General features: G+C 54.9%; 25 protein-coding genes. 8 read left to right on the top strand and 17 right to left on the bottom strand.

Features of this window, described 5'->3' with window-relative positions:
• Positions 1 to 17 precede the first annotated feature (17 nt).
• On the bottom strand, positions 18 to 833 hold the full coding sequence (locus KTT_RS24535) for a class I SAM-dependent methyltransferase (RefSeq protein WP_160146105.1): 816 nt from the start codon (positions 831 to 833) through the stop codon (positions 18 to 20).
• A 439-nt stretch (positions 834 to 1,272) separates the two neighbouring features.
• On the opposite strand from KTT_RS24535, the gene KTT_RS24530 reads away from it, so the two are divergent.
• Complete coding sequence (locus tag KTT_RS24530; RefSeq protein WP_126599218.1) at positions 1,273 to 2,187, top strand: Dyp-type peroxidase; 915 nt, start codon at positions 1,273 to 1,275, stop codon at positions 2,185 to 2,187.
• A gap of 495 nt (positions 2,188 to 2,682) precedes the next feature.
• On the top strand, positions 2,683 to 4,770 hold the full coding sequence (locus KTT_RS24525; RefSeq protein WP_126599216.1) for a heavy metal translocating P-type ATPase: 2,088 nt from the start codon (positions 2,683 to 2,685) through the stop codon (positions 4,768 to 4,770).
• Positions 4,771 to 4,887: 117 nt separating this feature from the next.
• On the opposite strand, the gene KTT_RS24520 is transcribed toward KTT_RS24525, so the two are convergent.
• On the bottom strand, positions 4,888 to 5,190 hold the full coding sequence (locus KTT_RS24520) for an SHOCT domain-containing protein (RefSeq protein WP_126599214.1): 303 nt from the start codon (positions 5,188 to 5,190) through the stop codon (positions 4,888 to 4,890).
• Between the two features lie 211 nt (positions 5,191 to 5,401).
• A complete protein-coding gene (locus tag KTT_RS24515) occupies positions 5,402 to 6,094 on the bottom strand; it encodes a phosphatase PAP2 family protein (protein ID WP_160146104.1) in 693 nt (230 codons plus the stop codon).
• 248 nt (positions 6,095 to 6,342) lie between these two features.
• Between KTT_RS24515 and KTT_RS24510 the strand changes: the two genes are divergently transcribed.
• Positions 6,343 to 7,020: a response regulator gene (locus KTT_RS24510; protein WP_126599210.1), complete on the top strand. Its 678-nt coding sequence runs from the start codon at positions 6,343 to 6,345 to the stop codon at positions 7,018 to 7,020.
• Positions 7,017 to 8,489, top strand: coding sequence for a sensor histidine kinase (locus tag KTT_RS24505; protein ID WP_126599208.1), 1,473 nt, complete (start codon positions 7,017 to 7,019; stop codon positions 8,487 to 8,489). Before KTT_RS24510 ends, KTT_RS24505 begins: the two co-directional genes overlap by 4 nt.
• Positions 8,490 to 8,620: 131 nt before the next feature.
• On the opposite strand, the gene KTT_RS24500 is transcribed toward KTT_RS24505, so the two are convergent.
• From KTT_RS24500 to KTT_RS24485, 4 genes are all read right to left on the bottom strand, one after another.
• Complete coding sequence (locus KTT_RS24500) at positions 8,621 to 9,721, bottom strand: inorganic phosphate transporter (RefSeq protein ID WP_218030977.1); 1,101 nt, start codon at positions 9,719 to 9,721, stop codon at positions 8,621 to 8,623.
• Positions 9,721 to 10,071: a PadR family transcriptional regulator gene (locus KTT_RS24495; protein ID WP_126599206.1), complete on the bottom strand. Its 351-nt coding sequence runs from the start codon at positions 10,069 to 10,071 to the stop codon at positions 9,721 to 9,723. Before KTT_RS24495 ends, KTT_RS24500 begins: the two co-directional genes overlap by 1 nt.
• Positions 10,072 to 10,186: 115 nt before the next feature.
• Entirely contained in the window at positions 10,187 to 10,669 is a 483-nt protein-coding gene (locus tag KTT_RS24490; RefSeq protein WP_126599204.1) for a DoxX family protein, read from the bottom strand.
• A 104-nt stretch (positions 10,670 to 10,773) separates the two neighbouring features.
• Positions 10,774 to 10,965, bottom strand: coding sequence for an IS3 family transposase (locus tag KTT_RS24485; protein ID WP_126599202.1), 192 nt, complete (start codon positions 10,963 to 10,965; stop codon positions 10,774 to 10,776).
• A gap of 442 nt (positions 10,966 to 11,407) precedes the next feature.
• Here KTT_RS24485 and KTT_RS24480 point away from each other — a divergent pair, with 442 nt between their 5' ends.
• The 3 genes from KTT_RS24480 to KTT_RS24470 all read left to right on the top strand — a co-directional run bounded on the left by KTT_RS24480 (position 11,408) and on the right by KTT_RS24470 (position 13,473).
• Entirely contained in the window at positions 11,408 to 11,839 is a 432-nt protein-coding gene (locus KTT_RS24480; RefSeq protein ID WP_126599200.1) for an arsenate reductase ArsC, read from the top strand.
• Positions 11,839 to 12,540, top strand: coding sequence for an MIP family channel protein (locus tag KTT_RS24475; RefSeq protein ID WP_126599198.1), 702 nt, complete (start codon positions 11,839 to 11,841; stop codon positions 12,538 to 12,540). The genes KTT_RS24480 and KTT_RS24475 overlap by 1 nt, the downstream gene beginning before the upstream one ends.
• Before the next feature lie 123 nt (positions 12,541 to 12,663).
• Entirely contained in the window at positions 12,664 to 13,473 is an 810-nt protein-coding gene (locus KTT_RS24470) for an arsenate reductase/protein-tyrosine-phosphatase family protein (protein ID WP_126599196.1), read from the top strand.
• Positions 13,474 to 13,613: 140 nt separating this feature from the next.
• Here the strand turns inward: KTT_RS24470 and KTT_RS24465 are convergent, their stop codons facing one another.
• From KTT_RS24465 to KTT_RS24440, 7 genes are all read right to left on the bottom strand, one after another.
• Entirely contained in the window at positions 13,614 to 14,219 is a 606-nt protein-coding gene (locus tag KTT_RS24465) for a response regulator transcription factor (RefSeq protein ID WP_126599194.1), read from the bottom strand.
• The gene (locus KTT_RS24460) at positions 14,216 to 15,487 is read right to left on the bottom strand and encodes a sensor histidine kinase (RefSeq protein ID WP_126599192.1); all 1,272 of its coding nucleotides are present in this window, start codon (positions 15,485 to 15,487) and stop codon (positions 14,216 to 14,218) included. Before KTT_RS24460 ends, KTT_RS24465 begins: the two co-directional genes overlap by 4 nt.
• An 81-nt stretch (positions 15,488 to 15,568) precedes the next feature.
• Entirely contained in the window at positions 15,569 to 18,301 is a 2,733-nt protein-coding gene (locus KTT_RS24455) for a PEP/pyruvate-binding domain-containing protein (protein WP_160146103.1), read from the bottom strand.
• On the bottom strand, positions 18,294 to 18,506 hold the full coding sequence (locus tag KTT_RS36265) for a hypothetical protein (RefSeq protein ID WP_160146102.1): 213 nt from the start codon (positions 18,504 to 18,506) through the stop codon (positions 18,294 to 18,296). The genes KTT_RS24455 and KTT_RS36265 overlap by 8 nt, the downstream gene beginning before the upstream one ends.
• A gap of 620 nt (positions 18,507 to 19,126) precedes the next feature.
• Positions 19,127 to 19,567: an SRPBCC domain-containing protein gene (locus tag KTT_RS24450; RefSeq protein WP_160146101.1), complete on the bottom strand. Its 441-nt coding sequence runs from the start codon at positions 19,565 to 19,567 to the stop codon at positions 19,127 to 19,129.
• 202 nt (positions 19,568 to 19,769) lie between these two features.
• Positions 19,770 to 20,171 carry a sigma factor-like helix-turn-helix DNA-binding protein gene (locus KTT_RS24445; RefSeq protein ID WP_126599186.1) on the bottom strand — a complete coding sequence of 134 codons (402 nt, stop codon included), beginning with the start codon at positions 20,169 to 20,171 and terminating at the stop codon, positions 19,770 to 19,772.
• Between the two features lie 19 nt (positions 20,172 to 20,190).
• A complete protein-coding gene (locus tag KTT_RS24440; protein ID WP_126599184.1) occupies positions 20,191 to 21,408 on the bottom strand; it encodes a cytochrome P450 family protein in 1,218 nt (405 codons plus the stop codon).
• Positions 21,409 to 21,788: 380 nt separating this feature from the next.
• On the opposite strand from KTT_RS24440, the gene KTT_RS24435 reads away from it, so the two are divergent.
• Positions 21,789 to 22,832, top strand: a complete 1,044-nt coding sequence (locus KTT_RS24435) for an LLM class flavin-dependent oxidoreductase (RefSeq protein WP_160146100.1) — start codon at positions 21,789 to 21,791, stop codon at positions 22,830 to 22,832.
• A 104-nt stretch (positions 22,833 to 22,936) separates the two neighbouring features.
• Here the strand turns inward: KTT_RS24435 and KTT_RS24430 are convergent, their stop codons facing one another.
• The 3 genes from KTT_RS24430 to KTT_RS24420 are packed head-to-tail and all read right to left on the bottom strand — an operon-like array spanning position 22,937 to position 25,076.
• Entirely contained in the window at positions 22,937 to 23,905 is a 969-nt protein-coding gene (locus KTT_RS24430; protein ID WP_126599180.1) for a hypothetical protein, read from the bottom strand.
• A gap of 40 nt (positions 23,906 to 23,945) precedes the next feature.
• Positions 23,946 to 24,431: a hypothetical protein gene (locus tag KTT_RS24425; RefSeq protein WP_126599178.1), complete on the bottom strand. Its 486-nt coding sequence runs from the start codon at positions 24,429 to 24,431 to the stop codon at positions 23,946 to 23,948.
• Positions 24,432 to 24,485: 54 nt separating this feature from the next.
• A complete protein-coding gene (locus KTT_RS24420; protein WP_160146099.1) occupies positions 24,486 to 25,076 on the bottom strand; it encodes an NADPH-dependent FMN reductase in 591 nt (196 codons plus the stop codon).
• Positions 25,077 to 25,121: the final 45 nt, after the last annotated feature.

The raw sequence follows: 25,121 nt of genomic DNA, 5'->3' as shown, positions 1-25,121 counted from the left end.
TGTGTCACTAACCAGGCTCAGTGCTGCACATCCGAAGCGATAAAGAGGCCCGTTTCTTTGGCTATATGAATAATCCCGCGCGCATTGAGCTCTTCCGTCAAAAGAGCGCGCAGGGACCGCAACTGCTCCTCGCTGACGCTCTCTGGAGCCCGACCCGAGAGAATAAAGGCAACCAGGGGCTCTACCTCGCTGACGGCGAGATTCCCCTCAAATAAACGCGTTTCAATCTGACTGAACCAGGGCGCCATCTGCTCACGCCCATTCTGCAGGTTGAAGACGGAGCGCGCCTGCGCGCCCATGATACCACCCGCGGCTATCCCGGCCCGCGTGGAGAAGTGCTCGATCTCGCGCAGATGCGCTTCCCCGTTGGTGGCTGCATAGAAACATCCCCGTGGTCGCAACACACGCTGGATTTCAGCGAAGGCGCGCTGGCGATCCGGCACATGATAGAGCATGTGGTTGGCAATCACATCATCGAAGGTATCATTGGGAAAAGGAATCGCCTGGATGTCTATGACCTGGAATTGAAATCTCTCAGCCTTCTCCCCCAGATTTTTCCTCGCATCCTGCAACATACCCTCGGAGAAATCAGAGAGCGTGATCTGCCAGCTCTCAGGGATGCGATCCAGGTTGTGCACCCATAGCTGTCCGGAGCCCGTACCCAGCTCCAGCACGCGACTACCATCGGGAATATCAAACTGCTCAAACACCCAGCGTTGCCAGTCCGTACGATTGGTGCTGAAACGCTCATGCAACCGTATGCGCGCATCAAGATTTACCGCCGAATGATATTGCTTATTCAGAAGATATCGCTGATCTATCGTGTCTGACATGAAAAAAACATCCCTCACTTTCATTCGCCAAACTCAAACCTGCTAACATTTTAACCTATATCCTGTAACTCTTGTTCTATCTCTATCTGCTTTACGTATTTTCATCTTTTGCCTATGCCTTTGTCTTCACCAGCTTATTCTTCGCCATAGGTAGCCGCTCCTATAGCATCGATCACTATCTCCTCCCTAAACTCGGTCCCCTCCATTTTCTTGCATCAAGCCCGCGTGCCTCATTTACCTCCACGAAGGATATTCCCATGCCTGAAAAGGTCACGCCAGACCAATAACCACGAAGGCACATGATACAATGAGAAAGATGGTATCTATAACAAGATAAACCAGGAGGCGTACGCAGGAAGTACGTGTCCTTCAAATCAGCGTCGAGGCTGGATCTTAACCCGGGCGTCTGGCCCACATTTGATTCACAGGAGGTAGTAGGATGCACGTCGCACAAAGCGGCATCTTCGCATTAGGGACGGGGTCGCACTCTTACCTGGAGTTCGATCTACTTGAGTCCGCCGATCCAGTTGCGCTGGTGCAGGCAATCGCTAATCTGCGTCAACCAAGCATAACAACCGGAGGCGTTAATCTGGTGGCCGGCTTTCGACCTTCCCTCTGGAAACGCGTGGCGTCCAGGGGCATACCGGCAGACGTCACCGATTTCGAGCAGGAGGTGCGTGGCGTTGATGGGTATACGATGCCGGCCACCCAGCATGATCTGTGGCTCTGGGTGGCCGGTCATGCCTACGATAAGGTCTTTGATGTCACGCAAGAGGCTATGCAGGCACTGGCATCGGTGGCTACCCTCGCGCTGGAGGTGGCAGGATGGACCTACCGCGATAATCGGGATCTAACCGGCTTTATCGATGGCACCGAGAATCCTACGCTCTCGGAGGCGCCCGAGGTGGTCTTGATCCCCGATGGCTCTCCCGGCGCGGGAGGGAGCGTGGTACTGGTGCAGAAGTGGATGCATGATGCCACCGCCTTCAATTCGCTTGCCGTCGAACAGCAGGAAAAAGTCATCGGGCGCACAAAGGATACCAGCCAGGAGCTTGATGAGGAGATACGCGGTCCGCAGTCTCATGTCTCACGCACCGTGATCGAAGAAGATGGAGTCGAGCAGCATATCTTCCGCCGTAATACACCGTTCGGCACGGCCACCGAGCATGGGACGATGTTCATCGGCTTCAGCAGTGACCAGCAGCGTCTGGCCCGCATGCTCGCGCGCATGGCGGGAGCCGAGGATGGCATCCGCGATGCCCTGACGCTGTACACGACAGCCGTCAGCGGTGCCTATTATTTCGTCCCCTCGATCGAGGCGCTGCGCCAGTTCGCCTCTCCCGAAGATGAATAAAACACAAAATACCCTCGTAGGTGCCAGGCTTGTTCTGGCCTGGGGCCTACGGGGAGTCCCTGGCACACTCACTCCCATACCTCGTTCTCCCTCAGGCATACGTGCGAAAGATATCGACACGTATGCCTTTTCTCATTCCTGAACAGAATACAGAGCAAAATGTGCTGACCCCCCAACTCCACCATAGAACAGGCCGCAATGCTATGGCAGGGTGGCATTGAATAGTTTTCACCATCTTTTTTGCGAAACTCCTTGCAAAGATGGTGGTGATATGGTATACTCTTCCCATACCCCCTGGGTGGGGGGTATAGAAAAACAGCATGGCACATTAAGAGTATCCGTTAGTTCCTGACATGCACTGGTTAGCTATCGCATCAGTCATTCAAGGAGAAAAGGGCCTCTTTTTTTACCCCCATTATACCCATACCCGGTGGGTGTGGGTATAATGGTTGAATACTGGATGCCACAAACGGCATGCTGGAACGGAGACACATCATGAATCACATCCACGAACACCAACAACATCAGCCGTTGCCTTCTGATACCAACGACCACCATCCTACTTCCCAAGCCCAGGCTGATCATGGATCCCAGCACCACCAGGCAGGGCACGAAGGGCATGCCGGCCATCATGCGGATATGTTCAAACGCCCGTTCTGGATCTCACTCGTGTTGAGCATTCCAGTGGTCCTGACCGCTCCAATGCTGCATATGGCATTGGGCTTACAGATGCCGGCATTCCCGGGCTCAGGCTGGATCGCTCCTTTCCTCGGAAGTATCATCTTCTGGTACGGCGGTTGGGTCTTCCTGAGCGGTGCCTTCTCAGAAGTGCGCGCGGGAAAACCCGGGATGATGACGCTGGTCTCGCTGGCCATCTCGACGGCGTACTTCTATAGCCTGGCTGTGACCTTCCATCTTGTACAAGGCATGGACTTTTACTGGGAGATGGCCACGCTGGTTACCATTATGCTGCTTGGACATTGGATGGAGATGCGGGCAATTGGCAGTGCCCAGAGCGCGCTACGCGAGCTGGCCAGGCTGCTCCCGGATATGGCCGAGCGCATCGTCAATGGAACGATTGAGCAGGTCCCTGTCAATCAACTCCAGGAACACGACCTGGTCCTGGTGCGCCCCGGCGGACAGATTCCGGCCGACGCGCGGGTGATAGAAGGTGAGAGCCAGGTCAATGAAAGCATGATTACTGGTGAGTCTCGCCCGGTCCAGAAACACACGGACGACAACGTGATTGCGGGTACCGTCAACGGTAGCGGATCTCTCAGGCTCCAGATTACGCAGACCGGTGATAACACGATGCTGGCGGGCATTATGCGCCTGGTTGAGGAGGCACAGCACAGCCGGAGCCAGGCTCAGGCGCTGGCGGATCGGGCTGCGTACTGGCTTACCTTCATTGCGGCTGGCGTGGCTCTGCTGACCTTGATCGCCTGGACACTGGTACAGGGATTCAATGACGCGACCCTGGAACGCGTGGTTACTACTCTGGTTGTCGCCTGCCCCCATGCCCTGGGACTCGCCATCCCACTCGTGATCGCTATCTCTACAGCCCTGTCGGCCCGTCATGGGATCCTGGTCCGCGATCGCCTGGCCCTTGAGCAGGCACGTCTGCTCAAGGTGGTTGTGTTCGACAAAACAGGCACGCTCACACAAGGCAAACAAGGACTGGTGGCCATGCAGACAGTGGAAGGCATCAGCGCAGATGATGCTCTGGCGCTGGTCGGCGCCCTTGAAGGGGACAGCGAACACATTATCGCTCGCGCCCTGGTCGCGGCCGCGCACGAAAAACACCTGGCGCTGCCACCAGTGTCCAATTTCCAGGCGCTCTCCGGCAAAGGCGTGCAGGCGCAGGTCAATGGACGCATCCTTAAGGTGGGCGGTCCACGCTTGCTTGAACAGGATGTAATTCCGCTGCCCACAGCGTTCGCTGAACAGGTCCGGGAATGGGGCGCTCGCGGTCAAACAGTCGTCTATCTGGTGGAGGATCAGCGCCTGCTCGCGGCCTTCTCTCTGGCCGACGTCATCCGTGAGGAGAGCCGCGAGGCCGTTGCCACGTTGAAGCAACAGGGATTACGCGTTGCTATGCTGACCGGAGATTCGCATGAGGTCGCCAGCTGGGTTGCCAGAGAACTGGACATCACAGAGGTGTTTTCACAGGTCTTACCAGAGCACAAGATCGAGAAAATACGCGAGCTACAACAAGGAGACACAAAGGTCGCGATGGTTGGGGATGGCATTAATGATGCACCTGCACTCGCGCAGGCAAACGTTGGTATTGCCATTGGAGCAGGCACAGATGTGGCGCGAGCATCCGCGGGCATCGTCCTGGTCAAGAATGATCCACGCGATATCGCACGCATCATCACGCTGAGCAAGGCCAGCTATCGAAAGATGCTCCAGAATCTCAGCTGGGCGGTCGGGTATAACGCGATCGCCCTGCCCCTGGCGGCCGGCGTGCTCGCTCCCATTGGATTCGTGCTTCCCGCCGCCTTTGGCGCGCTGCTCATGTCGCTTTCCACCATCATTGTGGCGCTCAATGCGCAAACCCTGCGCAGGCTGCACCTGGCCTGAGAAAGCGAGGAAACAGCGTAGCCCCCTCTTTTGCTTCAAAAGAGGGGGCTACGCTGTTTCCTCATCCACCCTATTCAAATCGAGATACAGCCGCTACAATTGAAGATCTCCTGCACGCTATGGCCGACTTTCATGGAGCATGCGCTGTGTATCCACCGTTTGAAGTCGCTCACGCATCTGTTCAAATGTCGCGGTATCAATTTCTCCTCGTGCGTAGCGCTGGCCCAAAATCTCTAGAGCGGACGGACCATGAACCAGGGTACGCGGTCCACCTGGTCCGGAGGCGCTCGATCTTCGCTCCAACCAGCGAATTACCGCCCAGACAAGGAGGCCAAGTAGCGCAATCCACAGGATATTACTCACACCCATCATCAGCCACCCGGCCCAGCCAGGCTCATATCCATATCCCCACATCATCATAGCATCCTCACTTTCATTTGCCGCTGGTAGAATACGTTCTACTGGCAGGACTAATGAATGAATTTATTTATCTCCTGGTACGAGGATGGCATCCACATCTCACACGCAGTTCTCAGAACTGGCATCGAAAATCACAATCAACGCACAATCTTCACCTACAACGCAAACATTGGGGCCCAGGCAGCAAGTATTATCTGAAAGGCCACGATCACTATGCCAGGTGCAGCGCGGACGCGGCACGCAAACATACTTCGGTCGGAGCACGCAGTGGGCGGCGTAGAGCCGTCATGATGCCTGCTGCCGCCAGCCCAGAGGCAGCACCTCCCACGATATCCAGCGGGTAGTGAACCCCGACAAACACGCGTGCGATGCCAATACTGCATGCCATCAGGACAGCCACGCCCATCAAAACTAGCGGCAAAAGGAGTGTGCGCCATCCCTGCGCTTCTGTGAGCGTGACGCGCTGTTTCCAGGCATGCATAAGCCAGGAGGGCAACGAAAACACGAGCGTGCCAGCCAGCGCGAACGAGACAGCGGTGTGGTCACTGGGAAACGAGTCATCGGCGGGATGTGCAATAAGCAGGTGGACCACATGGGTCACAAACGGGCGTGGCTCAAAGATCATATGCGAAAGGCCCATATTGAACACGATAGCCAGGACGACTGCTCCGATGCTCCAGAGAAAAGTCGCGCGACAGGCCCGAATGATCTCCTCTTCCCCAGGACGCAAGGCACGCCTGCGCAGAAAAGCAGGACGCCCCCACAACAGCAGCAGGACCAGCGGACAAAGAAAGATCAGGTCGTTTGCTCCAAAAATCATGAGTTGGTCAAGAAAAGGGATACGACCAGCGTATTGATTTATATCAATAAATAGACGGTAATTTTCATATAATATCCAGGACATAACCGGGTTCTCCTTTAAACATACCATTGCCCCCGCAGCGACTTATCTGCATCTGGCTCATCTACTACCGGCACTATACCAGGCGAACATGAAGTGAAAATGAAGTACCTGGTTGTTTGACCAAATGGGAGGACGCCTCGGAGAGAGAACCATTCCGTTTCACCTCCTCTTCATCTGGACGTGGTACAGTACCAAGGAAAGAAAAGCTAAACTTGAAAGCTTCCATGACAGAAACAAAGGAGGGAGGAATGCGCTTATTAGTTGTCGAAGACCATCCCGAATTGGGGCCGGATCTGAAAACAGGCCTGGAGGAGTGTCATTATGCCGTGGATCTGGCCACCAATGGCGAGGATGGGCTGGCAATGGGTAGTCTGGTACCGTATGACCTCATTATTTTGGATATCTTACTCCCAGATCTCGATGGATGGGAGGTCTGCCGACGCCTGCGCGCGCTGCGTAGGCGTATGCCTATTCTCTTTCTGACCGCCCTTGGGGAAGTGAACCATCGCGTGCAAGGGCTCGATCTGGGCGCGGATGATTACCTGGTCAAACCGTTTGCTTTTCGGGAGCTTGAGGCACGCGTGCGCGCGCTGCTGCGCCGCGAGACATCCGAGCGTTCCCCCCTCTTACGGTTTCTCGATCTCACCCTGGACACCCGTACCCACGAAGGCAGGCGCGGCGAACGGTCTTTCTCGCTCTCCAGCAAGGAATACGCCCTGCTGCATCTGCTGATGAGCCGTCCGCGCGAGATTTTGAGTCGCACTACCATCGCGGAACATATCTGGGACTACGATGCGGACCATCTCTCCAACGTCATCGACGTGTATATTCGCCATTTGCGTAAGGCTCTCTGCGCGGCAGGAGAACCTGACCTGATTCAGACGGTGCGGGGATCAGGCTATCGCTTGAAGGAGCCGCTACCATGAAGTCCCTCGCGTCACTACTCACAACGTTGCGCCGCTCAGTACCGTTCAGTTTACGCCTGCAACTGGCCGCCTGGTATACCAGCGCGTTCGCGGTGCTTCTGCTCCTCACCGGAATGGTGTTTTATCAATACCTCGAACGCTCTCTAGAAGCGAGCGTGGATACCGATCTCGGATTGCGCGCTCAGCAGATCGCGAGTTCACTCGTCCTCCACCAGGGAACCATCACACTCCGTGATTTGAATCTCGCGCTGCCCGGTTTGGACACATCAACCCACGGAACAGATACAACCTCTTCGGATGTCAGTCAGGGTACATTGGTACGCCTGCTGGATGCTCACGGCAAGTTGCTGGGCGAAACATCCGCTTTTCACACCCTGCACGCACCACAGAGTAGCGTCACGCAGCCGTTGCAAGGCACGCCCTGGCAGGGCACGGTGTTGTCCACCAGGGATCAAGAGGTGCGCCTTTACAGCCGCACACTTACGAGTGCGGGCCAACCTCTGGCCGTGATCCAGGTTGGCGAGTCGCTTGCCACCCTACATGCTCTGCTACATCAACTGGTGGCAGCGCTGCTGGCGGTAGGCGCACTCGTGTTGGTGTCCTGCGCGCTGGGCAGTTATTGGCTGGCAGGCCGGTCGTTTGCGCCGATGAAACGGCTGGCGGAAACGGCCAGCAAGATCCAGGCTGGTGATTTGCACCAACGGGTGCCCGTCCCTTCGGTGCGCGATGAAATGCAGTATCTCGCCCTGACGCTCAACAAAATGCTCGATTCGCTCGACGAGTCTTTCTCTCGCCAGCGCCGCTTTGTCGCCGATGCTTCCCATGAGTTGCGCACTCCCGTCACTGTGATCCGCAATAAGGCAGATATAGCGCTGAGAAAGTCGCGAACACCACAGGAGTATACTATCGTGCTCCAGAGCATCTCAGCAGAGACAGAGCGTCTCTCTCAGCTCATCAGTGATTTGCTGGCCCTGGCTCGTGGGGATGAGGGACAGGCACAATTTGAGCGTGAAACGGTCCACCTTGATACGCTGATAGAAGCGGTCGCCGCGAATGCGGAGGAACTGGCTCACAAACGGGACATTTGTCTTTCCGTTCAGACACTCCCACCGGTCACGCTCCTCGGGGATGAAGCGAGACTGATACAAATGATACTGAATCTGCTGGACAACGCGATCCGCTATACCAATCCTGGTGGTTCGGTCCAGGTAGGCCTGCTGACCAATTCGTCCGAAGTGCAGTTCATCGTTCAGGATACCGGGATCGGCATCGCGCCAGAACATCTCCCGCACATCTTTGAACGCTTCTACCGTGTGGATCCCTCTCGCACACGGACCGAAGGCAGTGGCACAGGCTTGGGACTTTCCATTGTTGAATGGATTGTCCGCAAACATGAGGGCTCAATAGAAGTAAGCAGCCAGGTGGGACAAGGCTCCTGTTTCATCGTTCACCTGCCCATCTTCCAGTAGCTTGTCGCCGGATACCTTGACCAACCACGACCATGCGCCCGTAGAAGAAAAAGCCAGTAGACAAAAGGCAGTCAGAAGGGGCCATCTTCCAGCAGGCTGTGCCGCCCCATCACATGGCCCTTGTTCTGTGATTAGCGCAGGTGCAGCATGAACCGCACCAGCCATTCAAGGACAACGGCCAGCATCAGCCCGGAGAGCGGACCGATGAGCCAGCCGCGCAGAATGGCGAGCATCTGCTTGCGCTGGACAGTTTCGCGCCCACGGGCGAAACCTGTACCAGCCATCGCTCCGATGAGGGCCTGATTCATGGAGGTGAACAGGCCCAGCGTCACGGCAATCAGCACCACGAGCGCCTGTACACCCTGGGCAGCGCTGGCCATCGTCAGGTCCATCTTGACGACGTCAAAGGCGACCGTATTGAGAATGCGCCGTCCCCATGTCAGCGTCCCAACCGCCATCGCGACGCCACCAATGAAGCCCGCCAGCAGAAAGGAAAACAGGTGGGTGAGGATGAAGACCCCGGTTGCGTTCGAGACATCGTTCGCTCCCAGCACAAACGAGGCCGCCATCCCAACGCAGACCAGCAAGAACGGGAGCCAGCGCAGCGCGAAGAGGGTCGCCTGGGAGACGGGCGCCTTCTTCAAGGGAAATACCTCTTGCGGGAGCGCGACGCCGGGAAAGGCGCGCGCGAACCAGGAGTGATGGCGGAGCGCCTGCGCGTCCTCCTGGGCTAGCGCCTGCGTCTGGGCGCGGGCCAGCTCTGTCGGGATGATGAGATCAAGCAAACGGGTGAAGAGAAAACCCAGGCCAAAGGCGGCTACCGGCGCGCAGACCCAGACGATGGCAAGCTTGCCAATGGTCTGCCAGGCGATCGGAATGTTGCCAGCCAGGCCAACTCCTACAACGCAAAAGACCAGAATCTGAATCGTGGAAGTGGGGATTTTCCAGTAGTTATAGAGCAGCGTGAGCGCTCCCGCAGCCAACACAATCACCAGCGCGTCAGGGACCGTCACCAGGTGGCTGTCGATGATCTGTTGTCCCACCGTCGCTTCGACACCATGGCTGGCAAAGGTGGCACCAAGAATCGTCAATATCCCAATGAGGATCAGTGCAGGCCACAAGGAGATTGAGCGCGCGGCGTAGGGCATCCCCATGACGGCCCCGGTATAATGCACGCCCAGATTCCAGGCAAAACCAACGGCCACAAGAATGAGCAGGATCGTCATGATCATTATGCCTCTCCATATCTTGATGAAGGATGCTCTGATGAAGCGCCTGGCTTTTCCAGGACCAGTTCCTGGTAGAGTTCGCGGATGCGCTGGCGTATCTGCTCAAGGTCGCGTACCCCCTGTTCGGTCGCGCGATAGTACTTGCGCAGCTGACTACCTTCACGTCGTTCTTCACACGCCAGGAGCCCTTCCTGCTGCATGCGATGGAGCATGGGATACAGCGTCCCATAACTGATCGTATATCCGTGGTGAGCCAGTTCGCCGGCCATCCAACTGCCATAGATCGGCTCGATGGTCGCATGATAGAGGATGTGCGCTTGCATCGCGCCCAGCTCTAAATCACGGAGAATCATGATCACGCCCTTTCTCAAACAAACAACAAATCCATTATCAGTATACGATAGCGGCTGCCGATATCGCAAGAGCTAATGGTATCTCCCGGGCGTTCCTATGATGCATACTCTTCCACTACGGAGACGGTGCTGATCTGAATCGGAGCCGCGTTCGGGAATGGGCTCGGAACCATTGGGCCGCGTGCGCATCAAGGGACCAGCTTCCCGCTCCCACGATGAGCAAGAAGATGGATCCCAGGAGCATGGAGAAATCGATTCGTGCTTCGTGGGCCATGTTCCAGAAACCGTGCTCAATCAGGAGGGGAAGCTTGGTGGTGCTGATGGCGACGAGCATGTCAATGATCAAAGGGAGAGCGGCGAGCCTGGTGAACAGACCCAGAAGGATGAGCACGCCGCAACTGATCTCGACGATCCCCACGAAGGGGGCCATGACGTGCGGCCAGAGAATACCAATCTTCTCAAAACGCCCCACCCCAAGCTGCGCCGGGAAGAGAAACTTCTGTAGCCCTTCGGAGAGAAAAACACTTCCAACAATCACACGCACTAGAATGGTAGCCGCTGGTGCTGAACTGGCTACGATACGGGCAAGCCATTGCATATGAATCACCTCACTGTTCCATAGGTATTGTCGTAACTCGTGCCTTTACTACTTAGGAATCGGCTTTGATCGAGTCTGACTCCTGCAGCCAGTGCGACTGGGTATCAATCCAGGGTGAGAGAACCCATCCCACACTTGATTGGGAGCGTCAATACTGGCCGTTTTGACCAAATTCTCGTAGACGCCATACCCATGCTTCGAGTTTGTGGTTGGCACAACAAGGATTCTTCTTGCATCACTCGTAAGACCCGTTTGTGATTGACGCTCCATCCTTTTCGTTGGAACGCTCGGGTCACCCGGCGATAGCCAGTCTTTTAATTAGCTTGAGGCGGTGGGCCTGAGCTTCCACTTGCCCTTGACACCAAGGCTGATCAAATCCGGATCGCACTGCCTCGGTAAGGTCTTTTTACACATGGATAAGATACCGCAACACTCGGGAAAGCAGGGCTTCTTCAAAAGGTGAAGAGAGAAACAGTAAGGAGAATAGTCTGATACCTGATCTCAGCAGCAGGAAATCAGATCAGCGTGTTCATGTTCCTTTTCTCGCAGCAGGAAAGAAGGAAGGCATTACGCCTTGCAGTGAAGCTTTTTTTCTGGTATCTTAATTACATCAATAATATTTGTATCAATATATTTTGAATAAATGCGCAGCGAAGCAATTTCATCCAGCTTCGTACCTACATGTTCAATACAAGCGCCTTGTTTTACGAGCATACTGATAGGTAAAGGAACAACGCAATGAAACAACGGGTCCTTATCCTGTGCACAGGAAATTCCGCACGTTCCCAAATGGCGGAAGGCTGGCTCCGCCACCTGGCTGGTGAGCAGATGGATGTTGAGAGTGCAGGCACCGCGCCTTCTCGGGTTAATCCCCTGGCCATTCAGGCTATGGCTGAATGCCAGATCGATATTAGCCATCACCGCTCCAAACATCTCAATGAGTTTCTTGATCAGCCCTTTGATTACGTGATCACTGTCTGCGACAATGCTGCAGAGCAGTGCCCTGTATTTCCAGGGAAAGCGACACGCATCCATTGGAGCTTCCCCGATCCCGCGGCTGTTCAGGGAACAGAGGAAGAACGACTTACCTCATTCCGACAGGTGCGTGATGCGATCGAGTGTCAGTTGCGCGCCTGGGTCGAGGATCCTGCTATCTTAGGGGTAGCCTGATGTTGCAGACATCCTTACCACGAAAAGCCGTCGCAGAAGGTGTGGGTACCTTTGCCCTTGTTACCGCTGGTTGTGGTGCCATCATGGTCGATACCCAGACCCATACATTAACACATGTGGGGGTCGCACTCACCTTCGGCTTGATTATTATGGTCATGATCGCTGCCACGGGTCATCTCTCTGGCGCACATTTTAATCCAGCGGTCACCATTGCCTTTGCACTCACGCGCCATTTTCCCTGGAGACAGGTCCCTTTCTATATTTTGGCTCAGATCCTGGGCGCCGTGCTCGGGGCCGTTGCCCTTCGCGGGCTCTTCGGCCCCATCGCATCATTAGGAGCCACCATCCCAGCAGGTGGCGTCTGGCAGTCATTTGGCCTGGAAGTGCTCCTGTCAGCGGTCTTAATGATGGTCATTATCTCTGTGGCGACTGATACCAGAGCCGTTGGACAACTGGCAGCGCTGGCAATTGGCGCTGCAGTGACCCTGGATGCCATGTGGGGGGGCCCGATTAGTGGCGCGTCCATGAATCCAGCTCGTTCCCTGGGACCTGCATTGATTGCAGGAGCCTGGCAAGATCAATGGGTCTATATCATTGCCCCCATCATTGGAACATGCCTGAGTGCGGCTCTCTATCAATGGTTACGAGCGACGCCCGACATCACACCAATCGAGGCAATAAAAAAACCGGACCGCGCCTAATCTTCACATCGTGCGAGAAAAGTGCCTGTCTTACCTCGAGCTGGGCCTTACTTCGGAGGAAGCGTCCTGGTACCACCAGCACTTTTCTCATAGATCTTGCCAGTAAAAGGGAGAACGACGAATATGAACACAACACATTCGACACCACACGTCCCCGAATTCTTGAAAGTCCTGGCACATGAGCTCCGCTGGAACATTGTAACGACCCTGGCGCATAGTGATCGGAGCGTGCAAGAAATCATTCAAGACTTCCATGAACCCCAGAATGTTGTCTCGTACCATTTGCGGAAACTGCGTGAACACCATCTGGTCACAGAGCGGCGCAGCAGCGCGGATGAGCGATCGCTATACTATAGCCTTGATCTCGAAGCGCTGCGCGTGCTCTATCTGAGCGCAGGCAGCGTCTTACATCCAGCAATTGGGAGCCTGGAGGTGCCATCTGATCCGCAACAGTGGCCAATCCCGGAACGACCACTCCGCGTTCTGTTCCTCTGCACCCACAATAGCGCACGTTCCCTGCTGGCGGAAGCCCTGTTGCGGCAGATGAGCAGTGGGCGCGTTGAGGTCGCCAGTGCAGGCACGGAGCCGGCCGGTATCCACCCTGCTACTATGCAGGTATTAGCGTCCCTGCATGTTGATCATAGCCGCCTTCGTTCCAAGCATATCGATGAACTGGGCGATCAGCATTTTGACTATGTCATTACGGTCTGTGATCGGGTGCGCGAGTCATGCCCCACCTGGCCAGATAACACGGAGCTCATCCACTGGAGCTTTCCCGATCCTGTCCAGGCAGAAGGAACCCCGGAACAACGCTACCAGGCCTTCGAACACACAGCCACGCAGCTCGCCACCCGGATCCGCTACTTTTTAACACTTGTAGAGCATCGGTATCAACAACAGCAGCCCGCTAGCGTGGAGCACCACAGGGTATGAAACCTGCTTCTCATGCCTCCCATTCCCATCGGAGCCCATTACGACGGCGTGGGAGATGACGCGGGTGGGCAGCGCCCGCCCGTGCGCATCGACGGCATCAAGAGCAGCGAGATACGCCACATTCGGAACGCTTCAGCCTTTCACAACCATCCCTTTTGTTCAGCCAACCGCGCCGCCTCCATCCGATTGCGTGCCCCTAATTTCTGCATCGCTGCGGAAATGTGATTGCGTACGGTCCCCTCGGATAAAGAAAGGCGTGCGGCGATCTCGGCATGGCTGAGGCCGGGGAGAGCAGCGACCAGCACTTCTCGCTCCCGGTTGGTGAGCGGATTATTCCCCTCAGAGAGCGCGGACAGAGCCAGGTCAGGATCAACTACGCGCTCGCCTGCCATCACGCGCCGAAGCGCGATCGCTAAGTCCGCGGCCGGCGCATCTTTGAGGAGAAACCCGACTGCGCCACTCTCCATGGCCCGACGCAAATAGCCGCTACGTCCAAAGGTGGTCAGGATGACACTCCGACAGTTGGGCAGAGCATCGTGCAGCGCCTGTGCTGCTGCGAGTCCATCAAGACCCGGCATCTCAATATCGAGCAAGGCAACATTTGGCTGCGTCATCAGCGCCATGTGTACGACTTCATCGCCTCGTCCCACCTCCGCGACCACCTCGATATCTTTCTCTCGACTCAGCAGAGCAGAGAGCGCTCCACGCACCATCGCCTGGTCCTCTGCGAGCAACACTCGGATCATGAGCCATCTCCCTCCGCAACCCATGCTTCTCGTCTGGTCTCAAACGGCAGTTCCACATAGAGGCGAAAGTGTTGTTTACCCTGGAGGAGATATGGACCAGCCTCCAGCGTTCCCCCCAGTGGTGATATCCGCTTCTGCAGACCGGCCAGGCCAGAGCCCCTCTGAGGAGGTCTTTCTTCCGTCCTCCGTTCCCCGCCATCGTTGAGGATTTCGGCGCTGACTCTCCCGTTCTTGTGTTTCAGGTGAATGCAGCATTGCTGTGCACGACTATGGCGGATCAGGTTCGTTACCCCTTCGCGCACCGTCCAGGCGAGTACGGCATCCAGCGTAGGCGGCAGGGGTGGTTGGAGAGATTCAATCTGTGCCTGAATCCCTGCTGCCTCTAAGAGTTGCCGGGCTCCCTCCAGTTCGCTGATCAGGGTCGGCTGTCGATATCCAGCCACGGCCTCACGCACTTCGCGCAGCGTCTTTCGCGACACGTGTTCGATCTCGGAGAGTTCCTGAGCACAGCGTTTGGGATCTTCCTCAATCAGGCAGGAGGCAAGTTCGCTTTTGAGGGAGATCATGGAAAGGGCCTGCCCCAACAGGTCATGCAAATCGCGGGCGAGGCGCTCGCGCTCTTCGATGACCGCCAGGCGGGCCAGCTCTCGACGTGCGGTATGCAGTTCCTGAATGGCCCTGCCCATGCGAGCCACTCCCATCATGTCCAGACCCAGTCCTCGCACCAGCAGCATGAGCGCGATGAGCCACCACCAATCCACGCCTGCCAGACCTCCTGTCATCCCTACCGTAAGGAAGAGTGGGAGGAGCGTGAAGATCACGATAATGGCAAACGCGCTGCGCATCGGGAACAGCACTCCGGCAAGAGCACTCACGCCAATCAAGAGCCAGAGAAAGGACAGACCATAGGTGAGCGTGAACGCGAGCACCAGGAGCGAGAGGGTGGCAAAGAGGAGGAGTGAGAGCCAGGAGCCTGCCCACGCAGATGCTTTCCGACTGGCGGGATGGGGCCACATCAGCCAGGTATAACTGACCGCGAACCCCAGGAGGAACACCAGGCCCAAGACGAGACGCCAGGTGGCGAGGGGCTCGCGAACCAGCGCCAGCAGCGGAAAGAAGAGGCACACAAGCCAGGCATGCTGGTAGAGCCGCCAGAGATGGAAGGTGATCCCACTCGAAGTAATCACATCCTCTGAAAACGTGGTGCCCCCAGGACCTTCAGCGTTCATGGCGTGTTCTCTTGTTTGCTGACCCTGGCTGATGTGCATGTCTTCCTCCTGTTGCCTGCACTCGACCTTCCCTTGTTCACACCCTCATTGTACCACTGCAGAGAGCAGGGGTGGCCTGGCTCACTCCCTGGACTCAATGGTGACGATTCCCGCGCTGCCGTCAAGCGTCAGAAGGCTGCCAGTCGTAATCCGTTCTGTCGCGCCAGCTACCCCGACGACAGCGGGAAGGCCATATTCGCGGGCCACAATCGCCCCGTGTGCCATGGCTCCTCCTGCCTCCATCACCAGCCCTGCGGCTTTGAGAAACAAGGGGGTCCACCCAGGATCGGTTGAGGGAGCAACCAGGATCTCCCCTGCTGCGAGCTGAGCCGCTTCGGGGTCGAGAATCACGCGTGCCGGAGCCGTCACCCGGCCTGGGGAGGCAGGCGTTCCCCGCAGGGCCGCTCCTTCCCGCTCAGACGGTCGCACCAATGCCGGTTCGGTCCCATCGGAGAGCAGGACCAGGGGAATATGCCGCCGTTTCAGTTCCCGATCAAAGGTCGTTCGTCGCGCCGCGACGGTCGCTCGCTGGTCAGTTCCCCCAAGGGCCGCATGGATTTCGGGGAAGGTCAGAAAGAAGACATCAGCGGCCTTTCCGAGCCTCCCTGCTTGCCGAAGTGCTTCCCCGACAGGCAGAAGCAGAGAGCGGGCCTGGGCAAGCCGCAACCCAAGGACAAAGCGCGTCATCTCGCGGAAACCAGCAAGCGCATGAGCACGGATGAGCAACAAGCGCACCAACCATCCGCGCAACCAATGCTGACGCTTGGTACGTTGTGAAAGTGTCTCGATCATGGCAGATGCAGCATCCCCAGCCCGTTGCAGTTGAAGATCTGGCGTGTGTGCGCTTTCCGGCAACTGGAGGTATCCGGTAAGGAGATCAAACACATAGGTCGGGTCCTCTGACCAACGCGGCATCCCCAGGTCCAGGTCGCAGATGCTCTGGTGGCCGTACTCCTGCAGGAAATGCGTCATCCCTTCTTGCAAGAGCGCGGGGAGTTGTCCCAGCTGATAGTCCTGGGCCAGATGTGCAGGGGGCGCCGTCGTAAGCAGGTGCAGGCTCGACTCATCTGCCTGCAGAAGCTCGGAAAGTTTCCACAGGGCCAGGTTCATCTGCGTAGTGGGATTGGCCGGTGAGCCACCCAGGACGCGCTGACACTCACTCTCCGAAGCCAGATCCCCAAGCAGCCGTCTCGCCAGCACAAAGCTCTGCATGCCAGCTAGCATGACAGGTGAGACACGAAAGGCCACACGGGTGCTCTCCAGCAGCAGGCGCTCCGCTTCTGCCAGATGGGCACGAGCTGGAGCATCTGGGTCGAGCTGGAAACCGGAACGGAGCTGTGAAATGTCACGCTGCACCCGTCTGGTAGCAACGCGGGGCGCGATAAGAGCTTGTAGCAGATACCAGGGCAGGTGGGTACGAGCAAACAGGAGCAGGAGGGCGCGGGCAACGGCAAGCCGGCGAACCCTCCGCAGCGACAGTCGTGGGTCGGTGGTGAGCTGCTCGAAACTGGTGGCTGCATGGACCTCCGCCTCGCGCATGGATTCGATGAGGAAACGACGACCAAAGGCGCTGCGGAGCGCCGCCGTGACCTCGAAGAACGGACGGCTGGCGGCCTCTTGCACAAAGCTGGGGCCGGATAACGGATCGGCAGGGGGATGACCGATGAGCGTGAGCAGTCCGGATGTAAGGAGCCGCCAGCTGGATGTACCCAGCGGCGTGAAAGGGCGATAGGTGCCTTGTTGAACGCCAAAGGCCAGATAGACACGTAGCTCCTCATCGGAGGATGGAGCGCCCGCCGGAAGGGGGAAAAGTGTCGTAATGGGTCGTGCCTGGAGCAGGAAGATGGAGCCTGCGGCATCAAGGGCCCACTCGATATCCTGTGGTGTCCCATAGAGCGCCTCAACGCGCGCTCCAAGAGCTGAGAGCGTGTGGATCTGCTCATCAGAAAGACAGAAATGCGGGTGAGAGGAACGCGCCTCGATCGTGCGTGTCCCACCAGAGGCATTGGCCTGGATCACGACCTGTTTCTCGCCCAGACGCCGTTCGATGATCTCACCCGTCCTCGTTCGGACGACAACGTGATCTGGGTTGGTGATACCGGAAACCACAGCCTCACCCAGATTCGGATTGGCCTCGATGACGGCCTCTCGCCGTTTCCCAGTGAGGGGATTAGCAGTAAAAAGGACACCAGCCACCTCGGGCACCACCATCCTCTGCACCACGACCGCCAGGCGCACGCTTTGTGGACCAATGCCGAGACTAGCTCGGTACGCTATCGCACGATCTGTCCAGAGCGAGACAAAACACTGGTGGACAGCAGAGAGCACCGCATCGATGCCGATCACGTTGAGAAAGGTTTCCTGCTGACCTGCGAAAGAGGCATCGGGCAGATCTTCGGTCGTCGCGGAGGAACGAACGGCAACCGGAATGGGCGAGCCGTCGGAGAGGGCCTGATAGGATTTCGTGATGGCTTCGACCACCTCTGGTGGCAGAGAAGTCTCTCTCAAGGCCGTGCGGATGGCGATTGCCAGTTCGACGAGTCTTTCTGCGCGGCCCTCACGGGAAACAGACGCCAGCTCTAAAAGCTGGGTGTGAAGCCCCGCATGAGCTGCGATCCGCTCATAGGCAGTCGTGGTGACGCAGAAGCCCGCCGGGACGCGCAAACCTGCCTGGATCAATTCCCCCAGATTGGCAGCCTTTCCACCAGCGAGTGGAAGGGTTGTTCGGTCAAGTGTCTCCAGGGGGGCAACGAGAACATCGGCATCAGGTTGGCTTCTATCGTTCGACGGGAAGGCCTGGCTCTGTCTACTCATAGTATTTCCTTCTTTCCATGCTTGATCTCGTGGATGGTGCAACCCAAGCACGAGCAAAGCGAGGGAGGGACAGCACGAGAAATGGAAAATCGATCTGGCAGGAAGGCACCCACAGCGTGAGCGGTGGAAGGTGATTGGGCAATGAGATGCGACGAGTACTATCGACATAAAAGGCGGTCCACAGAACGATGTAGGAACTCATCATGCCTCGCTCCTCCTTCAACGCTTCGTTTCGATGGAGCGCCTGCTCCTACGCCCAAGTGTACCCGTGCATGAACAGAAGGAGAAGTGAAATCTCTCCAGATTTGCCCATGACAAATATCATGGTGGAGAACCTTTGGTGCGCGGTGAGCAGATGTTTCGTAAAGATCGAGCATGCTATCAGCCGGTGAATGCCATATGTTGCTATTGCATTTGCCGCTTCCTCGCCTTTGTCGCGCTTCACTGGCACAATGCCTGGCTCAATGCAGAAAAGGGGGCGATCCTCTCTTCTTTACAGAGAATCGTCCCCTTCGGGAGCCATATCAGGCTCAGGAATCAAACGCAGCACTGGGGGCGGAGCGGTCCGGTGACACTGGCGGAACTTGGCGTAACTTGTGACGTTGCACTGCAGCCAGTGCGGTGGTATTTTGCAGCAAGCTTGCAGGACACTCGTCTCTCTCATCAATGCTGTTTTCTCCAATAAAAGATCATCACACGCTCTGAGTACTTTTGCCTCCGGCACACAATTTTTTACGACATGGAATTTCCCCGCATTTGAGAGTCAGAGAAGAGAAATCTGATATACCTCCAATGGGAGGGTTCAATGGGTAAATCTCAACCACATTATTCAAAAATGGGTGGAAGGGATTCGCCAGTCTCAAGCACGCTTTTCAGATTGGAGAGAACATAGATCCAGCCAACATGCATTTGCGCCTGCTCAAATGCAGCGTCGTTGATATCGGTATGAGTCAGTTTCACAAGCGTTGTGCCATTTAACGGCTGAAGATTCCAGATCACCGTTGAAGTCTCATTGCCAATCCATAAAGGTACCCAGGTCTGCTTGAGATGACTGTGTGGCTCAATCTCTACAACTTTTCCTTGTGAGACAACAGAATTATCTGGAGCGTAGAAATGATAATCAGAACCAACTTTCCAGTCAGATTCCACGCGACCATTGTAAAAATACTTCTGCGTTTCCTGTCCATCGGTCAATGATTTCCAGACAGCTTCCGGATTGGCATTCACAATGATCTCATAGACATGGTCTGTAGCAGTCTTGCTCATGATGTACAACCTTTTCTTCATGTTCAGAGCAACACAACTCCATGTTGTTGCGCATGAACTCATTAACTCTAACACTACTAAATTACACTGTTGCGCACAAAATACTCAATGTTCATGAAGCACATTATAACATGCACACAAATGCCCTACTTCTCAGATCTTGCTCTTTTTGAGAACATGTTTGATTCCTGCAGTTCCCCCTTTAATCAAAATCCCATTCCTGAATGGGTATACTAAGATCTTCGGGTTTACTATAACGCTGCAAATAATACGCCAGGCCGCGAGGAAGTTTAACTACTTGTGCATAGCTAGCCAGTAGTTTGAAAAACTGCGGATTGCTGATGTGCTGTCGCATAGCAAAATATTGATGGCTACGTATCAACTCTGGTGATTTATGGAGGAGAGCAGCAATCTCGGCTAACGTATAGCATTTGCCATCTTTCAGCCCCATGCGTAAAGAAAGAATACGCTGATCTTGCTCCGTAAGCAGGTTTATGGCTACTAATTCCCTCAATAAGGCATCTATTTGTTTCGCCAGACTTTGAGCAAGTTGATTCTTGTGAGAAGCATCACCATGGGGAGAAGGGGAAGTATTTGTAGCCATGTTTCTCCTTATGTGTATACTAAAAGCTCACCGGTAGATGATTTAATCCCAGCGCAATCGAGCCTGGACGCCAGGTCAGGGTCGCCGGATCAACGGACAATTTGATAGCAGGGAATCGGCGTAGCAGAGATCCGATCGCGATCTGCCCTTCCATCCGTGCCAGAGGTGCCCCAATACAATAGTGGATGCCTTTACCAAAGGCAAGATGGGCATTCTCGCGGCGTGTAATATCCAGATGCTCTGCATCAACAAATGCCTCATCGTCATGGTTGGCAGCGGCCAGCGAGACCAGTATCCCATCCCCACAACGGATCTGTTTGCCACCAATCTGAATATCTTCACGAGCCCAGCGAAACGTCGCTTGCATAAATGGGCTACGATAGCGCAGGAACTCCTCTACCGCAGATTTGATCAGGGAAGGATCTTCTCGGAGTAAGTTCATTTGGTCAGGATGGGTTAATAGTGCAAGCATACTATTGCCGATCATACTGGCTGTGGTATCGTGTCCGGCGACGATCAGCAAAAATATCATCGTCATCAGTTCTCTTTTAGAAAGATGTTCTCCCTCGCTCTCCGCCTGGATCAGCCTGGTTGCCAGATCATCGGCAGGGTTTCGGCGTTTTTTCTCAATCAAGTCATGCAGGTATGTGTGGAAAGCCTGTAATTGCACGCCCGCCTGCTGAAAAGCAACCGGATCACCAAGCGCGTCAGCAATAGTTTTTGTCCACACATGCAACTGAACGCTATCTTCAGCAGGCACACCTAACATCTCGGCAATCACCCGCATCGGAAGCGGAAATGCAAACTCCTCGATGATATCCATCGTGCCCTTCGCTTCCACCCCATCAATGAGCTCATCCGTGATCTGCTGAATACGCTCACGCCGCTGTTCAACCATACGCGGGGTAAAGGATAGATTCGCCAGCGAGCGCAATCGTGTATGAGTAGGTGGATCAAAGTCGGTCATCATCAGACTCATGAGATCAGCGGGTGAAGGAGGAGTTTCTGGTATGGGCGCCCTTTCCTCGGGAGGCAACGTGTTACGTCGTTCCTTGACAAATCGGTCGTCACGAAGAATTGCATCCGCATCTTTATAGCGTGTGATCAGCCACGTTTTGTGTTCAGCTGTTGAAGCATACAGGTGAACCGGATCCGTAGCACGCAATTGAGCAAAGGTAGGATAGGGGTTGGCTTTGAATATGGGTGAATTTAAATTGAGTTTCGTTGACTGGCTCATCGTCTCCTCCTCGTCATAAAGCATAAGTACACACCGATGGAACTGCGTCTCACTCCCAGATATAAAAGCAAAGGGGCGATCCTGCTCCCCTCACTCCTTTTCCCTGCGCCGCTAGAAGCGGCACCTTATCATACAAAGTACATCATAACAATAATAAATGGTTTTCCAATATTTTGCTTCTTTTTAATTGCTGTATTAAAGAAGCAATTAAAAAGAAGCATTCTTGGAGATAATACACTATACTTTTTCAGAAGTGAGATTTGCTACTTAATTTTCATTACATGTATTTCAACATGACAGTATGAGAGAACTCGCAATGGGAGGTGCGTTTGATGCTAGATCATATGGGTGTATCCCTGGTAAATACAGGGGATTTATCTATGCAAGAGATTGTACAATATGCCCGGGAAGCCGAAGAACTCGGATATGAAGGCTTCTGGGTAGGTGAAGGCGATGGGAAAGAGAGCTTCGCCGTTCTGTCTGAGGTCGCAGCGGGAACCACCACGCTTCGCCTGGGAACAGGGGATGTGAACTTTTATTCTCGTACGCCTACACTATTAGCAATAGGAGCAGCTACGATCTCGCGACTCAGTAACGGCCGCTTCCTCCATTATGGTATTGGAACAGGTGGCGGTAGCTGGATGGAAGCCGCGCATGGTATTGCGCTTGATCGTCCGATACAGCGAGCCAGAGAGACAATCGATATTATACGTGGAATACTGACACCTCAAAGCGATGAGCAATTGGGTGGCCCGATTGTTGGCCTCCCAAGTGATGCAGTTGTAAAGGCAGGCCAACCCAGGCGCTTCTCCTATCAGGGAAAAATTTATAACATATTCGCATTCCGTCTGCGTGAGGGACCATTAGAGACACCACCACGTATTTACCTCTCTGCTCTAGGACCCCAGATGATCGCGCTGGCGGCCAGGCAGGCCGATGGTGTCATATCCAATGGACTTTCCGAGGCATCTTACTATCGCTATCGAGAAATATTTGAGCGTGAAGGCAAAGCAATTGGGCGCAACCCCGATGATATCGCTCTCTATACCCTCACCATGACAACCGCCGACGATAGTGATGAATCACTAGATGCCTTGAGAACCTGCCTGACATACTTCTTTGGCGCTCCACACTTCTTCCCGGTCATGGAAGCATCAGGGTATGGACCAGCGGTGCGCAATCTATGCGAGGTCTGGCGCACAGAAGGTATCCTTAAGGCACGCCATCTGGTGACAGATGAAATGATGGAGCAATTTGCTGTCATTGGCTCGCCAGCACAACGCCGCAAAAAAATGCAGTGGATGATTGATCGCAACATCTATCCCATTCTCTATCCCGTTTGTCGCGAGGGACGTGTGAAAGAGGATTGTTTTGATACTATGCGGTTTGTGGCTGAATATATGAAACTCCCGGCATCCGCGTAGAGTATGCCTGCTGCTTGCACCCTGGTCTACCGCCTGGTGGCAGCAAAATTGGGCCTGGTATCGTTTGATCGTACCAGGCCCAATAGCATACATATAGATAAAGATCAGAAGGTCGGGAACCAGCCAATACCAAAATGTGAAGGGAGACGAATCCCCCAGTATGCAATCAAGAAAATGCCACCGACGACAAGAGAGAAAGCCGTGAGAGCTCTGCTCCGCGCCGGATTCGCCTGCAGCCAGCGCACAAAGCGTCCGCGGGTACCATAGATCAATAGCACAAATACCAGGGCCATGATCGCCATATTGCACAGTCCCTGGAGTGCCAGTAAAAGAGCGGAGAGCAGCACATTGCCAGATCCGCTTGCATATGTCAAAAGCTCCTGGAACAATGGATAGGGGCGGCCCACGCTAAAGAAACCAACAATGATTCCCAGGAAAAGGGAGACTAGCCAGGAATGGCGCTCAACCAGTTTCTGAAAGGGGTTTCTGGCAAACTGCAGCGCCGTCAGTCCCCAATAGCACAGGACGATGCCTAGAATAACAAAGACGACGCTCGACTGCAGCAAGCGTACAGGAAATTGTTGTCCAAAAGGCAACACGGCATGGGAGAGCATAGGAATCTGCTTGTTCAGCAATGTACCGATAATACCGTACAGCGTCGTCACCACAATAATACCAATAGCCATCCACATGAGCAGCGATGCGACTCCACGCTTTGCCCCTTGACTTTGCTGGCTGGAGAGGGGCGCGATACAACTGAACACCACACAATTGCAGGCGGTAAAGGTATTTGCCAGGCCGGCGGCAATCGCAAAGATAATGCTAAACCAGACATTGGTAAATACAGCCGTTGCGGGGTTGCTTCCCAGCACAGTACGGGCGATGTTCATCCCGATCACCGTATCAACAAATGTGGGTGACCAGAAGGTAGCGATGAGCAAACCGACAATGATAGCGGCACACAGTACGATCCAGGGTCCGAACGCTTGAGCAGCGCCTGCCCCCTCCAGCTTTTCACGGCCCTGTACAAAACCATCTTCTGTAACTTCGATACGATAAGGCTCTCGACTCATATGTACCTCCATAGCTGCTAGATTGTGTATTCCGTCAATATCAACCGATCAATTCTTGCTGGATCAATTTGTACGATTTCATGATATGGATCAGCGCAGCCTTTACCGCCTCCATCATCGTCGGCGCCTGGCCACTGGCATGCCTCCACTTCCATGCGAAGGTACCATCGGCGCGTTGCACAATTGAGATAGGGATGGGCAAATTGTCGAACACCTCAAGCAAGGAATTCATAACGTCATCATTTTGTGTAGAGGTCAGCTTAGGGTCAAACTCTTTGGGCATGACCTCCCAATCAATTACCCCTGACACCTTGCCAATAATGTCGAAACCCATAGAGGCACGCACTACATTCTCGTCCTCGTACTCTTCAATCTCAGTGATAATAAAAAAATAGGTCTTTGTCTTATGGGTTACCTCCTCTGGTATTTCAACCCGGTGCCCAACCGTCCAGGATAACATCCCAGCGGTCTTATGCAGATCTTCCTCTCTGCACCACACTCGGATGACAACTGGCTGTTTTGCCATACGTTCCTCCCTGTTCACAACAACACCTCTCAGCGAGATGAGAATGTCATGCTATTACGAAACTTGCGTCTGCACATCATGGTGAAGAAAAGTAGTAAAGTAGAGTAACTCCTTTGCGAGCAGCGAAAAACGTTCCAGCAGGCGCGTATTCGTCAAGACATGCTGATTATCCATCGGAAGAAAATCTGCCGGGATAGTAACCAGTTGCGTAGGGATGGCAATGGCTGATAACCCTTTGACGACACTGCGTAGATGCTCGCAGGGAAGACAAGCTGTGCGATCACTATTGCCATTACTGATCAGTGCAACCGGCTTATGGAAAAGGTGTTGGCTGGAAAGCAGATCAAGCGCGTTTTTCAAGATGCCTGAGTATGAGTTATGATACACGGGCGAGCCAAGCACAAATGCATCGGCCTGCTCTGCCAACTGGGTAAACTGGTGCACGGGAAAAGGAACGCTCTGCGGCGTCGCCATGAGAATGGAAGGGCACAATAAGGGTAATGGCTGCTCCGCGAGATCCCAGAGGTCAACCTGAGCGCCGCTCTCACGTAGCGTATTTGCCAGTATCTCCATACTGGTACGAATATACGAGTTTTTATCTGCACTACCAGCAATGAGAAAAACACGCGGTCCTGATTCAGTCATAACAAACGTCCTTTCAACGGCTGGCCGCCCCTGCATCCTCGCTGT

Source organism: Dictyobacter aurantiacus (genome assembly GCF_003967515.1).
GTDB classification, from domain to species: domain Bacteria; phylum Chloroflexota; class Ktedonobacteria; order Ktedonobacterales; family Ktedonobacteraceae; genus Dictyobacter; species Dictyobacter aurantiacus.
This window is presented reverse-complemented; position numbering and strand designations above follow the sequence as displayed.

Coding starts and splice junctions, on each gene's coding strand:
- KTT_RS36265 (WP_160146102.1), bottom strand. CDS start 18,506: ATGATGAGTTCCTACATCGTTCTGTGGACCGCCTTTTATGTCGATAGT.
- KTT_RS24465 (WP_126599194.1), bottom strand. CDS start 14,219: ATGATCCGAGTGTTGCTCGCAGAGGACCAGGCGATGGTGCGTGGAGCG.
- KTT_RS24520 (WP_126599214.1), bottom strand. CDS start 5,190: ATGATGATGTGGGGATATGGATATGAGCCTGGCTGGGCCGGGTGGCTG.
- KTT_RS24470 (WP_126599196.1), top strand. CDS start 12,664: ATGAACACAACACATTCGACACCACACGTCCCCGAATTCTTGAAAGTC.
- KTT_RS24505 (WP_126599208.1), top strand. CDS start 7,017: ATGAAGTCCCTCGCGTCACTACTCACAACGTTGCGCCGCTCAGTACCG.
- KTT_RS24420 (WP_160146099.1), bottom strand. CDS start 25,076: ATGACTGAATCAGGACCGCGTGTTTTTCTCATTGCTGGTAGTGCAGAT.
- KTT_RS24430 (WP_126599180.1), bottom strand. CDS start 23,905: ATGAGTCGAGAGCCTTATCGTATCGAAGTTACAGAAGATGGTTTTGTA.
- KTT_RS24535 (WP_160146105.1), bottom strand. CDS start 833: ATGTCAGACACGATAGATCAGCGATATCTTCTGAATAAGCAATATCAT.
- KTT_RS24495 (WP_126599206.1), bottom strand. CDS start 10,071: ATGATTCTCCGTGATTTAGAGCTGGGCGCGATGCAAGCGCACATCCTC.
- KTT_RS24460 (WP_126599192.1), bottom strand. CDS start 15,487: ATGCACATCAGCCAGGGTCAGCAAACAAGAGAACACGCCATGAACGCT.
- KTT_RS24445 (WP_126599186.1), bottom strand. CDS start 20,171: ATGGCTACAAATACTTCCCCTTCTCCCCATGGTGATGCTTCTCACAAG.
- KTT_RS24455 (WP_160146103.1), bottom strand. CDS start 18,301: ATGAGTAGACAGAGCCAGGCCTTCCCGTCGAACGATAGAAGCCAACCT.
- KTT_RS24510 (WP_126599210.1), top strand. CDS start 6,343: ATGCGCTTATTAGTTGTCGAAGACCATCCCGAATTGGGGCCGGATCTG.
- KTT_RS24530 (WP_126599218.1), top strand. CDS start 1,273: ATGCACGTCGCACAAAGCGGCATCTTCGCATTAGGGACGGGGTCGCAC.
- KTT_RS24440 (WP_126599184.1), bottom strand. CDS start 21,408: ATGAGCCAGTCAACGAAACTCAATTTAAATTCACCCATATTCAAAGCC.
- KTT_RS24480 (WP_126599200.1), top strand. CDS start 11,408: ATGAAACAACGGGTCCTTATCCTGTGCACAGGAAATTCCGCACGTTCC.
- KTT_RS24490 (WP_126599204.1), bottom strand. CDS start 10,669: ATGCAATGGCTTGCCCGTATCGTAGCCAGTTCAGCACCAGCGGCTACC.
- KTT_RS24500 (WP_218030977.1), bottom strand. CDS start 9,721: ATGATCATGACGATCCTGCTCATTCTTGTGGCCGTTGGTTTTGCCTGG.
- KTT_RS24435 (WP_160146100.1), top strand. CDS start 21,789: ATGCAAGAGATTGTACAATATGCCCGGGAAGCCGAAGAACTCGGATAT.
- KTT_RS24425 (WP_126599178.1), bottom strand. CDS start 24,431: ATGGCAAAACAGCCAGTTGTCATCCGAGTGTGGTGCAGAGAGGAAGAT.
- KTT_RS24515 (WP_160146104.1), bottom strand. CDS start 6,094: ATGTCCTGGATATTATATGAAAATTACCGTCTATTTATTGATATAAAT.
- KTT_RS24525 (WP_126599216.1), top strand. CDS start 2,683: ATGAATCACATCCACGAACACCAACAACATCAGCCGTTGCCTTCTGAT.
- KTT_RS24475 (WP_126599198.1), top strand. CDS start 11,839: ATGTTGCAGACATCCTTACCACGAAAAGCCGTCGCAGAAGGTGTGGGT.
- KTT_RS24450 (WP_160146101.1), bottom strand. CDS start 19,567: ATGAGCAAGACTGCTACAGACCATGTCTATGAGATCATTGTGAATGCC.